Source organism: Microcoleus sp. A2-C3 (genome assembly GCF_036706065.1).
Lineage (GTDB): Bacteria > Cyanobacteriota > Cyanobacteriia > Cyanobacteriales > Microcoleaceae > Microcoleus.
In genome coordinates this window covers 118,064-131,115 of the sequence record NZ_JAUBVX010000012.1, presented here as the reverse complement: position 1 = coordinate 131,115, position 13,052 = coordinate 118,064, and the positions used below count along the sequence as shown (strand labels likewise).

The window sequence follows — 13,052 nt, the reverse complement described above, 5'->3', positions numbered from 1 at the left end:
GACTGTTGACTGTTGACTGTTGACTGTTGACTGTTGACTGTTGACTGTTGACTGTTGACTGTTGACTGTTGACTGTTGACTGTTAATCTTTCCCTATAAGTGTGGTTAATCTCCAGTATGGTATAAAGTTTTGTAACAAATCGACTGTCTCTGCATAAAAAGTCGATCGACACCCAGATAGAGAGATAGAGAGATAGATACATAGGCAACTTGTTTTTGTTCTCTTCTGTGCAAATATGCAAAAATCTGAGGTGCATGATATGCAAAAATTCAAAAAAAGGCTTGAACAAAGGGACTGGGGCTCTTTTGTGCAAACTTGTCTGTCCTTGACAGCTTTCACCGTCTTGGGATTTAGCGCCGTTGAACCGGTAAATGCCGCCACGCTGCATACTGGTTTCGCTTCCTATGCCGTTACCGACCTCGGCCAAACCAATGCCTACGGTATAAGCAATTCTGGACAAGTGCTAGTTAGTAATGGTGTTGCTGGGGTGTGGGACAACGGTCAGATAACTGAAATCACAAACACCACTTGGGCTTACCAAATGAATAGTTCTGGTCAAGTCGTGGGTCGTTATCTGGGTGAAAATTGGACGAATAATGCCTACGTGTGGGAAAACGGTCAAAGGACTGACCTCGGTTATTTTGGTGGTATCAGCAGTCTGGCTAGCGACATCAATGAGGCTGGACAAATAGTTGGTACGTTTAATACTACCCAACAGAAATTTAATCCATTCCTGTGGCAAAACGGCGAGATGATCGATTTGGGTACTCTTGGTTTCAATGGAGGAGCTCAGGGTATCAACAATCAAGGTCAAGTAGTTGGTTATTCTGGCCTGGCTTTCGGTATAACTCATGCTTTCCAGTGGGAAAATGGCCAGATGATTGACTTGGGAACTCTTCCAGGGTACAACGGTAGCATTGCTTATGATATCAATGATACTGGTCAGGCGATCGGCTATTCATCAAATAGTACCCTCAAGCAAAGTCATGCTACTTTGTGGTCAAACGGTCAAATTACAGACTTGGGTACTCTCGGTGGCAATATTAGTGCTGCGGTTGATATTAACAATAAAGGCCAAGTAGTCGGTTTTGGTACCACTATTGCTGGCGAGGGCCAGCTTAATCACGGTTTCATCTGGGAAGATGGCCAAATGGCTAACCTTAATAGTCTGATTGCTCAGGACTCTGGGTGGTTTTTACAAGAAGTCAGCGGCATTAACGATAGGGGTCAAATTGCCGGAAAGGGCATTAACAGTGCAACTGGAAAAATTCATGGTTTTCTGCTAAATCCGATTTGCGGTACTTCTCAGCGAAATCCGTTGTTACCTGATAACTTTGAGGATGGTTGGCATAGTTTTAATAATGTCGCCAATCGACTCTGGTTTGACCCGCCCACGGCTGCTGGTTTTACTTTCAAAATAGGCGATACTGTGGCGAATGGTAGTAGCGGCGGGACGGGTGACGGGTGCATTGTTGACAATAGTTCGTTAGCAATTAATCCCAATCCAACCGAACCCTCGCTATTTACCAAAATCCTCGGTTTACCCAGCGGCATTGATGCTGACGAACTTTTCAGCGTCTTAGTTGGCGGTCAAGAAATCGGCAAATTCAAGCCTAATGAAGTAGTAGATTTTGTGGCTTTACTCGGTTACGGAGTCTCGGAGTTTCGCGTCGCTGGTATCGATGCAGCAATTGATCCAAAAAATCCTTTAGCTTTTCCGATTAAGTTGGAATCAAATCGCGATAAGTTTTCGTTTAAGATGCGAGCTGATTCTGCTGAACCTGTTCCAGAACCTTCCGAAATTGCGGGATTAGTAACTTCTGCTGCTTTTTTGGCGGGGCTAGTTATCAAGCGGAAACGGAAATTAGCGGCGATTGGATCGGCGATTGAAATCGCTTCTACACACACGAAGTCCGCCTCCGCGGACTAAGAAATTATGTTAGATTCTCGAATTATTTGAAAATTCGAGAATCTGGTATTATATTTAGGTTTAGTTATCAAATAAGTTGATGTCCGAATTGTTCATATCTCTCTTCTCTTCCTCTGCGCCCTCTGCGGTCTCTGCGGTTAAATAATTCCAAAATAATCATAAACAATAGTATATAAAATCCAATATAATAGTATCAAATTAATAAAAAATTATCTATACTATGCTGATCAAAGATATCGGAGAACAAGGTCTTTTAAGAATATTACAAAAATTCTGCCCCGCCGAAATTGTGGGAGATGATTGTGCGGTACTTCCGACAAATCCTCACCAATCTCTGGCGGTGACGACGGATATGTTGGTGGATGGTGTGCATTTTAGCGATCGCACCACAGGCCCTTATTACGCAGGCTGGCGCGCCGCAGCAGCAAATTTGTCGGATCTCGCGGCAATGGGTGCAACGCCTCTGGCGGTGACGGTAGCCCTGGCTGTGGCGGCGGATACGGCTGTGGATTGGGTGGAAGAGTTTTATCGGGGGATGACGGCTTGTTTGGAAGTGTATCATACGCCGATCGCCGGTGGGGATGTGGTGCGATCGCCCGTGGTGACTGTGGCGATTACGGCTTTTGGACAGGTTGAGTGCGATCGTACCATTAGTCGGTCTAATGCGCGATCGAATTGGGCGATTGTGGCGACTGGGTTTCACGGAGCATCCCGCGCGGGATTAGAATTGTTGTTGAATCCAGAATTTGGGCAAAATCTGGAAAAGGGCGATCGAACTTCTTTAATTCTCGCTCATCAACGGCCTAAACCGCGGCTGGATGTTTTGCCGGTTGTTTGGGAAATTTTAGATGCTGCGGGTGCGATGGAACCCCCCCTCAGTCCCCCCCTTGCTAAGGGGGGGAAGCAAGAGTTGGAAATGGAACCCCCCCTCAATTCCCCGATTACTAAGGGTGAGAAACAAGAGTCGAATTTTCTTTCTCCCCCCCTTACTAAGGGGGGGGCGGGGGGGGTTAATTCTCCGATTTTCATCGCTGGAATGGATAGCAGCGATGGTTTGGCTGATGCGATTGTGCAAGTTTGTCGGGCTAGCGGTGTTGGTGCAAAAGTCGATCGCGCCAAAATACCAATTCCCCCTATTTTAAGGGAAATCGTATCAACCGAAACTGCATTAGACTGGGCGTTGTACGGCGGCGAAGATTTTGAGTTAGTGTTGTTTTTGCCGATCGCCCATGCTAAGCTATTGGTCGATCGAATCGGTGATGGTGCTGCGATCGTCGGAATCACTACGGAAAGCACCGATATTTGGTTGACTGATCGCAACGGGATTTATGCTGATATTGTATTGGAGTGCGATCGAGGATTTCAACACTTCTAAATTATCTCTTATTTCTTATCTCTTAGTCCGCGGAGGCGGACATCGTTTGTGTAGATGCGGTTTCAACCGCCGAGTCTTTCTTCTTCCGCTTCCCGTAAAATATCATTAACTGGTGGACTTTGGGAATCGGGCAATCTCAGAGGTTGAAACTTGCGCCGAAACCATCTCAACGGATTAATCTTCCACGCACCATTAATCCGGGCCACCACTCCAGAAACCACGATTACAACCAAGAGACTCAACAACAGACTAGCTACAGCCGGATGAAGCACATCCCCTTTTTGAGGTATTTTGAACACTATGGGTTTCTCGATATAATTGGCAACCGCAGACACCACAAGGCCTCCAGCCCCTAATCCAGTACCCCATATTTGAATAGTTCTTTCTAAAGAGCGATCGATTTCTGCTTGTTCGATATCCACAATCCCCGCCACCAAATCCACCGCAATCTTAATCAAATCAGTACCATGTTTAAAATAGCCTAAATCGCCCTGAATTTGTCGTTGAAAATACGGACAACTTCTATCAATAAAAAACTTAAATGTTCTTAAATCTTCAGTTGACATTTGCCATTTATCACAGATTTCAGATAGTTTTTCCTGATAGTTATAAACATGAATATTTATCGTATTATTAAAATTTTCTAAACCTTCTAATGCTCTTTGATAATCCAAGCTTTCTAAAAGTAGATCTTTTAGTTTCCTTTTTAGATATGTTAAAGACTTATCAATATCAACATTTTTTGGGTTGTCAACATCATTTGGCACTCCAACCTGAGTTACTTCAGCAATTTTTGTTTCTAAACTTTTGATCGTATCCTCAATCTTAGCATATTCCTGCTTCAGTAAATAATGATTTTTGCGACTATCAATAAAAGCCTTAGTGATTTTATGGCGGTAATAAAACAGTTCAAACAAACGTTGAACAATTTTCGCTAGTTTTTCCTCAATCTCATCGTCAACCCGATAAACAAAGACTTGTAATTGACTTTTGATCGAACTATACTCAAAAATTGCAGAACCCAGTAACTTAGTATCGCGGTAAAAAGGTGGACGCACAGATGCTTCTGGGAAGAGATTCTTTAAACAGTCATCCGCAACTTGGCGGAGGTATTTTTTAGTGAGAGGTTGATCGGTTGGTAATTTGTAGGTTATAAAAATAGTCTGTCCCAGCCAATCTTTATAACTATCAGCAAGCATGAGATTATTAACATTAAAATCTTTTAATTCTGTGATTTCTATGCCTTTATTTTCATCAGTTTCTGGGCTGCCAATTCTAGCTAAAATTCCTTCACTATCCTCCAGAAGGCAAAACTTGAAGGAACCATCAATTTTATTTGAATGCGAAAACTTTTTTGCTCTAGTTAGGGGATAACCGAGGTTAGCTTGGGAAAAAATTAGCTCTTTTTCTTGGCTGAAATGTTGCCAGATACTATTAGCCCAAGTCCAGATTGAGTTAGCTGCTGTTTTGCTGCTTTTTTTGCTGAGTTGGTAGCTGTAGATATAGACTTGGGGATGATCAATTTTTAGCATCGGCAGCAGAGATATTTGAGGCTTCTTGAATGCGTTTTTTCAAATTTGCTTCTAGCTTTTCGATATCGGGATATTCATTTTTTACCGTTTCATAACCAGGTGTGATTTCTGGTTCGGCATCATCTAAATTTTTTCTCTTCAGACCTTTAATGTCATCTCTGACCTTTGTAAACTCTCTATAGAGTTTATTGATAGCATCTTCCACAGTATCGTTATCAGCACCAGATTCTGCTAATGGGAGGACTTCGGCGAGCAATCTTTCGATGAAAGGGGGAGTAAAAATTGCGGGGGCGGTGGTAATGGCGTTATAAATTTGGGACAAAATATCGACTTCATTCATGATTTTACCTCAGAAGTAGTTTGAATTGAAAACCGATTAAAGTATACTTTAGTTTGATGAATTTGGTTCGGATTGCTCTTGTTGAGATTCGGTGATAGCCTCTACTACTTCATATACAGTCCAGTCTAGAAACATAGCAATATCTTGTTTAGCTAATCCCCCACTAACCATTCTCAAAACCGCAGCTTTTTCTCGTTGTTTAATTTCAGATTTTACTTGTTGATCTTGAGCGATAGTCGCTGATACTTCAGTTACAGGTAAGTCTAGGACTGTAGCAATATCTTCTACACTTAATCCTAGACTATAAAGTCTGAGAGTTATAGTTTTTTCTCGCTGTTTAGTTTGAGCGTATACTTCGGCTTGTGCTTCTTCAAAAAGATCTTGATAAACTCTGCCTTTCTTTAAGTCACTCCGGTGAAACATAGCGGCAATCTTCTCTCGGAATTTTTTCGGTAATTTCTCAACAATTCACTTGTAAGGTGCGTCAGTCTTAGGTTGGTACGAAAAATCAGGATTTTCGCAACTGACGCACCCTACTAATTTTAGTGTACGTTGATTAATTTTGCTCGGCTTGTTCAGATTGTTCTTTTTGAGCTTCAGTGATAATCGCTGCTACTTCAGCTACAGATAAGCCAAAAACTGTGGCAATTTGTTCTGTGGCTAATCCCAGACTAAATAGTCTGAAAATAGCAACTTTTTGTTGCTGTTTAGCTTCTGCTTGTGCTTTGGCTTCTGCTTTGGCTTCTGCTTCTGCTTCTGCTTCTGCTTTTCCTTCTGCAAAAACATCTTGATAAAATCTGGTTTGTTTTAAGTCAGTTAGGCTAAACATGGCGGCAACTTCCTCTCTGGTTTTTTGGGGTAATTTGTAAACAATGATGGTTTCTAATAAGTTGATGAAGTTCTCTCTGGCTGTGGTATCCGATATTTCGGTTTCGGCTTGTCTGGCTAAGTCTATGGCAAAGTTTTCGGCGGTGTTGTCTGGTTCGATTACCAGTTTTAGCACTTTTATCGGTAGAGATGCTGTTTCTGATGCACTTAGTTCATCGATGTAAATTCGGGTGATTTTGGGGAGTGCCAGCATTTCCTGAAAGTGGATGTTGCTTTCTCTTTCGGTTTGCCGATTTGGGTAGATGACTACCAATTGCCAAGGGTGCGGCGGTTGGTATTGTTTGAGATAGATGAATAGTTCGGCAAACAGACGATAGTAGAGTGTTGGATCTGGTTGAAATTGGACTTCGACAACGTAGAATGGTAGTTGAGGATCGGGGATAATTGGTAGAAATAAACCGTCTAGGCGAAAAGCTAATTGTTTGATTTCTTGGGATGTAAATTTGTATTGGTTGGCACTCTCGGCTGGTATGCCCAGAAGGGCAAAGAACACAAAGGGGAATTCTTGGAAGATGTTGTAAAATATGCTATCGGTTTTCATTGATCAAATTAAATCTTTCTTTGAATTATACCCCAATACGATACGCCAACCATAATCACATTATAATCCGATCGCACAAAACGCTCCCCAATGATAAACATCGCCGTAGGGTTGTTCATCCTCATTGTAGCCTTCTAATTCCGTGAGGATTGGTTTTTTCCGATCGCCATCGAAACTATCCGATTCCTGCACCCATGATAGCAAATCTGAGGTCGCGGCAGACTTAAACCAGCGCTGGGTATCGTGGAGGGCTTTACCGATGCTAACTCCAGGTTTGAGCAATTCATAGAATTTTACCATCATCAAGGCGGTAGAGAGGTCGTTGACAGCCCACAGACTGGCTAGGGTTCCCATTGCACCGGCGTGGATAAATCCTGTTGGTAATCCTATATAATCGGAGCGATTTTGGGTGTCAATTAGCGCGGTTTCGCAGGCGGAAAGCACCACTAGGCGGCAATGTTTGAATTGCAGTAACAAGATGTCTGCTAAAGTTAGGCATTTGTTAATGTCGGCTGTTTTGCCGGCGCGCCATTCCACGTAACGATCAGAACCCCCTAAATCCCCCTTGCTAAGGGGGACTTTGACAACTACTTCTTGCTCCCCCCTTAGCAAGGGGGGCTGGGGGGGTTCTTGATTGGAAATAACGGGGACTTTGATAACTTCTTCCTCTTGCTCCCCCCTTAGCAAGGGGGGCTGGGGGGGTTCTTCCCCTACGATGCCGCCAGACAAGATTAAAAACGATTTTAGCGGATCGTCGGAATTGAAGGAGCCGTGACAGGAAAAGTGCGCGCAGTGGGCGTTTTCTAACTGATCTAGATACTTTTCTAGGAGATTTGTTTTACTCGCTTCATCGCCGGGGAGAATTTGACTGATCGCGAATTTGGGGGCAATGCTGGCGACTTCTAAATCGGTGTAGCGCAGATCGGAGGTGGGGTTTTGCAGGGCGAGGAGTTGGTCAAAGTTTGGGTGGATGGTAATCTGTTGCAGGAGTTGGCAACTGGGGGCGTATTGAATGCCTTCGAGGTATTTATCTAATAAGAATTCGCCGTCTGTTAGGGGTAGGGCGTGGAGGGGGAACAGGTGCAGCAACCAGTGGGGAATTAGGATTAAGCTGGTAGTTGATGGCGGCAGTATTGTGGTGATTTGGAGGATGTCGGCGAGGCGCTGGAGCCCGGTAGCAAGTTGCTTTTGCCAGTCGGTTTTGCTTTGTTTGTATGTGGCCCGGTATTCAGTAACTAAGTTGGTTAATTCAGCGCATTGACGATTCCGATGCACTGTCAGCACGTCGGGGTAAGTGAGGACAAAGGTGATGATTTCTGCGTCGGTGATGTACCACTCAATCAGGGCGGTGTTGGGGGTGAGGAGTTGGGTGATTTCGCTGAAGGTGATGGGTGTTAGGGTTTTGGGGATTTCCTGTTTTTGGGCGATTAATTCGGCAAGGTTGCGGGCTTTGTTGGCTTCGGCATATTCTAGTGCTTCTTGGTTGCTTTGGCGATCGAGACATACTTGCACCATGCCTTTGTAGAGTCTATCCCACTGCAAGTCGTGTTTTTGTTTGGTTTCATTTTGCGATTCCAACTTCCGCAGTTTGGCGGCTCTGACTATGGCAGTTTTAAAGGTATCGTAGGCACTTTGGAGAGTTGCTGCTTTTTGGTTTGTGTCTTCTGGTTTTTCTAGGTTGATGTAGTCTAATTTGGCCAGATAAGCCCAGCCCAGATTATTTAAGGTTTCAACATTCTTGAATGGGAAATCCTCAAAGGTATAGACAGTTAAATCAGCCTGATAAAACTCGATCGCCCGTTCCAGATTTTGGGCCCGCGAACCGTTTATCCTGTTACTGTACGCAAGTGCTAGGTTATTTTGAGTCCCTGCCCATTTTTCAGGGAAATCCTCAAGGGTATAGACAGTTAAAGCAGCCTGAAAAAACTTGATCGCCCGTTCCAGATTTTGGGCCCGCGAACCGTTGATCCTATCACCGTAGGCATTAGCTAGGTTATTTTGAGTCATTGCCCAATATTCACGGTAATCCTCAAGGGTATAAACAGTTAAAGCAGCCTGATAAAACTCGATCGCCCGTTCCAAATTTTCGGCCCGCGAACCGTTTATCCTATTTCTGTAGGCAATAGCTAGGTTATTTTGAGTCGTTGCCCATTTTTCAGGAAAAGCCTCCAGGGTATAGATAGTTAAAGCTGCGTCACAAAACTCGATCGCCCGTTCCAGATTTTCGGCCCGCGAACCGTTTATCCTGTCACTGTACGCAAGTGCTAAATTATTTTGAGTTTGAGCAAACTTTTCGCTTCCCGGTTCCCGAGTGTTTAAAACTATTTGATAACCAGTAATGGCAATTTCAATATTATTCGCTCTACTGCCCTGGGTAAATTGATAAATATGAACACTCAAATTTTCAATGATGCCGCCAATTAACTCAATTGCTTCTGGATGTTCGGCAATTAAAATCTGGGCTACTTGCTGTAAAGTCTCGGCAAAAGGGCCATTGAGGAGATGTTGCCGTTGTTTTAGTATCGGGTAAATTACTTGAATACCGCTATCGCTTAGTTCTGCTTGCAATAATTCTAGGATAAATTTTGCATATTCTTGGAAATCTTCCCCTTCGGAGTGAACTCGATCGCGGTTTTCTTCCATTGTGGGTAGTTCTGAATAACACCGGCTTTTATTTTATCATGGTTGTGCGTGGGTGGCGAGAAACCGGGTTTTTGCGAAGATATTCGATCAAAGGCGAAGATATCGGAAAAAACCCGGTTTCTGAGATGCGCCGTAGCGAGAAACCGGGTTTTTGCGAAGATATTCGATTTGATGCGAAGATATCGGAAAAAACCCGGTTTCTGAGATTGTACGTCGTAGCGAGAAACCGGGTTTTTGCGAAGATATTCGATGGGATGCGAAGATATCGGAAAAAACCCGGTTTCTGAGATTGTTAAAGCAGCCTCACTTTAGGCATTAGCCAGCTTCTTTTGAATCATTGCCCAATATTCAGGGAAATCCTCACGGGTATATACTGTTAAAGCTGCCTCATAAAACGATCGCGCTTTTGCGAGATTTTCATCCCGCGAACCGTTGATTCTGTCATTATGGGCATTACCTAGGTTATATTGAATCATTGCCCAATCTTCAGGAAACTGTTCAGGGGTACGAACAGTTAAAGCAGCCTCAAAAAATGCGATCGCGCGATCCAGATTTTCCGCCCGCACACCGTTGATTCTGTTGGCGTAAGCAGCAGCTAGGTTATTTTGAGCCATTCCCCAATCTTCCGGGAAGGCCTCAAGGGTGTAGACTGTTAAAGCAGCGCCATAAAGGGCGATCGCCATTTCCACATTTTCCGCCCGCGAGCCCTTTATTCTGCTAATATAGGCAGCAGCTAAGTTGTTTTGAGTTTGAGCAAACTTTTCGCTTCCCGGTTGCCGATTATTCAAAACAATCTGATAAGCAGCAATGGCAATTTCAATATTATTCGCTCTATTCCCACCCGAAAAATTGCTAATATTAATGGTCAAGTCTTCAACGAGGCCGATCATTGACTCAATGGTTTGGGCATTTTCGCCACCAATTAACCTCTGCACTACTTGCTCTAAAATGTTAGGAAAACGAGCATTGAGGAGATGTTTTCGTTTGGCTAGCATGGCGTGAATTACTGCTGCATTGCTATTGCTAGCATCTTCTGCTTGCAATAATTCTAAGATAAAGTTTGCATACTCTTGGGGATTTTCACCTTCGGAGATATCGCCATCGTTGATATCGATTAATTGTGATAGCTGACTAATCAGATTTCGCAGGAAATTAGCGCCGTTTTCTCCTCCTTGCTGTGCCATTTTTTCTGCTACTTTCTCGCAAGTTTCCAGAAATTCGACATCCAACAATTCTATATTATCTTGCAATATCTGCGGTTCGTCTCCGCTGGCGCAATTCAGCAGGGTGTGAATTAGTTCTAGGTAGGCTTGGGCGCGGTTTTCTTCCATTGTGGGAGTTGTGAATAAGATCGGGTTTATTTTATCATGGTTGTGGGTTTTGGGGCTTGTTGTACGAGCTTGTTGTACGAGATGCAGACGGCGGTTGAAACCGCGTCTACACAGACAAAACCCGCCTCCGCGGGTTGAAGAAAAGGCGATAAAATTACGTTATTTTCTTCAGTCCGCGGAGGCGGACATCGTTTGTGTAGACGCGGTTTCCAACCGCCCTGTCTTCTCTCTACGCAAACAATGTGGCTACTGACACGCCAAAACCGGGTAACAAAGGACTGTTTAAATTATCTTCTTTAAATAAAGTCATCGCTAATTTCAAAATTCCGCTTTCCCGACGGTAAATTTCTACTTTTTGCTGTATGCGGTCAAATATCCAATATTCGCGCACGCCTTGAACTGAATATAATTTTAGCTTGGATTGGCGATCGCGCTTTTCATTCTCTTCACCGGGAGACATCACCTCTACCACCAACTCCGGTGCACCCGCCAAATGTCCGGCTTCATCTAATATTTGTGCTAAACGTTCATAGCTTACCCAAACTACATCAGGAATAACATTATCACTATCCGTAAAAATCAGACCCGCAGTTGTTGCAGCCTTACCTAAACCTGTCTCTATTGACCAATTACCCAAGGTTCTGCAAACATTATCAACAATATTTTGATGTTTCCAGTGAGGTGCTCTTGTCACAACCAATTCTCCTTCGATTATTTCATAACGGTTGCCGTTATCGGGTAATAATTCTAAATCAGCGCTTGTCCAGCGAACTTTTTCTGTGGTTGACATAGCTTTGACTCCACTCTGTTCTATTTTAATTATATACCAATACACTTGGATTAAGATAAGACGGCGGTTGGAAACCGCGTCTACACAAACGATGTCCGCCTCCGCGGACTGAAGACAAGACGGCGGTTGGAAACCGCGTCTACACAAACGATGTCCGCCTCCGCGGACGGTCGAAGATAACGTAATTTTACCGCCTTTTCTTCAACCCGCGGAGGCGGGTTTTGTCTGTGTAGACGCGGTTTAAACCGCCGTATCTTCTTCTTCAACCGCCCGGTTTTCTAATGTCTACACAATGCTACCTTGGGTATTAGTCTATCCAAAATTTGCCCGATCGCAATTACCGTCCAATCAATATCAGCTTCCGTGGTTTCGCGTCCCAGTGTCAAGCGAATTCCACCAACCGCGCCACTTTCATCATATCCCATTGCTAATAATATCGGACTGGGTGTGAGTTTACCACTGCTACAAGCCGCACCGGAACTAATGCCAATTCCGGCTAAATTTAGCTGTCTCACCATAGTTTTACCCGTAATTCTCTCTGTGTCTCTCTTTTGGTAAGGGCGACAGGAAGGGGAGACAATGCAAAAACTGGTGTGGTGCGGCAGTCGGTAATATCGATCGCCCGTTGGGACTAAACTGGGTATGTGAGCTAATTGGTCAAAAAGTCGATCGCGCAATCCAATTAACCTCGGCGTTTCCACATCCATTTCCTGCAAAGCCAACTCCGCCGCCACTCCAAAACCGACGATAGCGGGCAATGCTTGCGTCCCTGAACGCAGTTTCAACTCCTGTCCGCCCCCGCCGAACATTGGCACCAATTCGAGTCCTGGACGCACGTACAGCGCCCCTGCACCTTGCGGCCCGTAAAGTTTGTGACTGGAAAGCGAAAGCAAGTCTACGGGCAGTTTCTGCACGTCAATCGGTAATTTGCCGGCAACTTGAACTGCATCGGTGTGAAACAGGATATTGCGATCGCGCGCAATTTGTCCTAAAGTCTCTATTGGTTGCAGTGTACCAACTTCGCTTTGTCCGTAGATAATCGAAATTAGCACTGTGTGCGATCGCAATGATTCTTGCAAATCCAAAGGATGAATTCGCCCATATTTATCGACTGGTAATCGCGTTATTTCCCATCCCAATTCTTCGAGTTGTCGCGCCGTTTCTGATACTGCCGAATGCTCTACGCTGGAAATAATGATATGCTGCGGCTTTGTATAAAGACGCGCAACTCCCATAATTGCCAAATTGTCGGCTTCCGTACCGCCCGAAGTAAAAATCATCGATTCTGGTAGCGCATTAATCAAGCTAGCAACCTGCATTCTGGCTAATTCTAAAGCAGTCGCCGCCCTTTGTCCCCACTCGTGCAAACTAGAAGGATTCCCCCAATGTTGAGTTAGAGCTTTTTGCATAGCATCAATTGCTTCTGGGCGTGTGGGTGTTGTGGCACTATAGTCAAGGTAAATTTGCATGGCTTTAATTAAATGATGAACTAATAATGAATGAATGACTACCTAATGAATAAGGCACTTATCCTAAAGGCATTAATGATTATTGACTAATGACTCATGATTGTTAAATTATGACTGATAACAACTGCCAAATGCCAACTCCCAACTCCCAACTGTCCACTATCCACCGTCAACTCCCAACTATCCACCGTCAACTCCCAACTGTCAACTGT

The 13,052-nt window shown here is 44.1% G+C and carries 11 protein-coding genes; 2 read left to right on the top strand and 9 right to left on the bottom strand.

Annotated features, from left to right (window positions below; genetic code table 11):
- Positions 1-203: hypothetical protein (locus QUB66_RS09480; protein WP_332971229.1), on the bottom strand; the 203-nt coding region annotated here is incomplete at its 3' end.
- Positions 204-308: 105 nt separating this feature from the next.
- Between QUB66_RS09480 and QUB66_RS09475 the strand changes: the two genes are divergently transcribed.
- Together QUB66_RS09475 and thiL are read left to right on the top strand one after the other, a co-directional pair.
- Positions 309-1,931, top strand: coding sequence for a DUF3466 family protein (locus QUB66_RS09475; RefSeq protein ID WP_332966934.1), 1,623 nt, complete (start codon positions 309-311; stop codon positions 1,929-1,931).
- Between the two features lie 220 nt (positions 1,932-2,151).
- The gene (gene thiL / locus QUB66_RS09470; protein ID WP_332966933.1) at positions 2,152-3,306 is read left to right on the top strand and encodes a thiamine-phosphate kinase; all 1,155 of its coding nucleotides are present in this window, start codon (positions 2,152-2,154) and stop codon (positions 3,304-3,306) included.
- Between the two features lie 62 nt (positions 3,307-3,368).
- On the opposite strand, the gene QUB66_RS09465 is transcribed toward thiL, so the two are convergent.
- The 8 genes from QUB66_RS09465 to QUB66_RS09430 all read right to left on the bottom strand — a co-directional run bounded on the left by QUB66_RS09465 (position 3,369) and on the right by QUB66_RS09430 (position 12,840).
- A complete protein-coding gene (locus QUB66_RS09465) occupies positions 3,369-4,838 on the bottom strand; it encodes a hypothetical protein (RefSeq protein WP_332966932.1) in 1,470 nt (489 codons plus the stop codon).
- Positions 4,825-5,178 (bottom strand): hypothetical protein, encoded by a 354-nt coding sequence (locus tag QUB66_RS09460; RefSeq protein WP_265234188.1) that lies wholly within the window; start codon positions 5,176-5,178, stop codon positions 4,825-4,827. Before QUB66_RS09460 ends, QUB66_RS09465 begins: the two co-directional genes overlap by 14 nt.
- Positions 5,179-5,226: 48 nt before the next feature.
- A complete protein-coding gene (locus QUB66_RS09455; RefSeq protein WP_265234187.1) occupies positions 5,227-5,601 on the bottom strand; it encodes a hypothetical protein in 375 nt (124 codons plus the stop codon).
- A 133-nt stretch (positions 5,602-5,734) separates the two neighbouring features.
- The gene (locus QUB66_RS09450; protein ID WP_332966931.1) at positions 5,735-6,607 is read right to left on the bottom strand and encodes an Rpn family recombination-promoting nuclease/putative transposase; all 873 of its coding nucleotides are present in this window, start codon (positions 6,605-6,607) and stop codon (positions 5,735-5,737) included.
- Between the two features lie 60 nt (positions 6,608-6,667).
- Positions 6,668-9,250, bottom strand: coding sequence for a CHAT domain-containing protein (locus QUB66_RS09445; RefSeq protein WP_332966930.1), 2,583 nt, complete (start codon positions 9,248-9,250; stop codon positions 6,668-6,670).
- A 308-nt stretch (positions 9,251-9,558) separates the two neighbouring features.
- Positions 9,559-10,581 (bottom strand): hypothetical protein, encoded by a 1,023-nt coding sequence (locus QUB66_RS09440; protein ID WP_332966929.1) that lies wholly within the window; start codon positions 10,579-10,581, stop codon positions 9,559-9,561.
- A gap of 229 nt (positions 10,582-10,810) precedes the next feature.
- Positions 10,811-11,371 (bottom strand): Uma2 family endonuclease, encoded by a 561-nt coding sequence (locus tag QUB66_RS09435; protein WP_332966928.1) that lies wholly within the window; start codon positions 11,369-11,371, stop codon positions 10,811-10,813.
- A 278-nt stretch (positions 11,372-11,649) separates the two neighbouring features.
- Positions 11,650-12,840: a cysteine desulfurase family protein gene (locus QUB66_RS09430; protein ID WP_332966927.1), complete on the bottom strand. Its 1,191-nt coding sequence runs from the start codon at positions 12,838-12,840 to the stop codon at positions 11,650-11,652.
- Positions 12,841-13,052 lie beyond the last annotated feature (212 nt).

What these genes read in the sequence shown, in the direction of transcription:
- QUB66_RS09450 (WP_332966931.1), bottom strand. Translation starts at nt 6,607, where the DNA reads ATGAAAACCGATAGCATATTTTACAACATCTTCCAAGAATTCCCCTTT.
- thiL (WP_332966933.1), top strand. Translation starts at nt 2,152, where the DNA reads ATGCTGATCAAAGATATCGGAGAACAAGGTCTTTTAAGAATATTACAA.
- QUB66_RS09440 (WP_332966929.1), bottom strand. Translation starts at nt 10,581, where the DNA reads ATGGAAGAAAACCGCGCCCAAGCCTACCTAGAACTAATTCACACCCTG.
- QUB66_RS09430 (WP_332966927.1), bottom strand. Translation starts at nt 12,840, where the DNA reads ATGCAAATTTACCTTGACTATAGTGCCACAACACCCACACGCCCAGAA.
- QUB66_RS09455 (WP_265234187.1), bottom strand. Translation starts at nt 5,601, where the DNA reads ATGTTTCACCGGAGTGACTTAAAGAAAGGCAGAGTTTATCAAGATCTT.
- QUB66_RS09465 (WP_332966932.1), bottom strand. Translation starts at nt 4,838, where the DNA reads ATGCTAAAAATTGATCATCCCCAAGTCTATATCTACAGCTACCAACTC.
- QUB66_RS09445 (WP_332966930.1), bottom strand. Translation starts at nt 9,250, where the DNA reads ATGGAAGAAAACCGCGATCGAGTTCACTCCGAAGGGGAAGATTTCCAA.
- QUB66_RS09435 (WP_332966928.1), bottom strand. Translation starts at nt 11,371, where the DNA reads ATGTCAACCACAGAAAAAGTTCGCTGGACAAGCGCTGATTTAGAATTA.
- QUB66_RS09460 (WP_265234188.1), bottom strand. Translation starts at nt 5,178, where the DNA reads ATGAATGAAGTCGATATTTTGTCCCAAATTTATAACGCCATTACCACC.